The sequence below is a fragment of the Vibrio marinisediminis genome (genome assembly GCF_014050145.1).
GTDB classification, from domain to species: Bacteria; Pseudomonadota; Gammaproteobacteria; order Enterobacterales; family Vibrionaceae; genus Vibrio; species Vibrio marinisediminis.
Window position 1 is genome coordinate 1 of sequence record NZ_JACFYF010000406.1, and the last position, 229, is coordinate 229.

Genomic DNA, 229 nt, shown 5'->3' on the forward strand with positions numbered 1-229 from the left:
TTCTATTATGAACGTGCCTTGCTTAACCCTACGCGACAATACCGAGCGCCCAGAGACCATCACACTTGGAACTAATGAATTAGTAGGTACGAATCCAGATAATATAAAACCCTATCTGCAAAAACTATTTGCTGGTAACTGGAAACAAACACAAACCATCCCGATGTGGGACGGGCAAACAGCAAAGCGTATTATAAAGGTACTGACTTCATAAGTCACTAATCATATT

At 40.6% G+C, this 229-nt stretch carries 1 protein-coding gene; it reads left to right on the forward strand.

Annotation, left to right across the window (positions count from 1 at the left end; genetic code table 11):
• Positions 1-214, forward strand: a 214-nt coding sequence (locus H2O73_RS24465; protein WP_182110857.1) for a UDP-N-acetylglucosamine 2-epimerase, incomplete at its 5' end; no start/stop codon positions are given.
• Between the last annotated feature and the right edge of the window lie 15 nt (positions 215-229).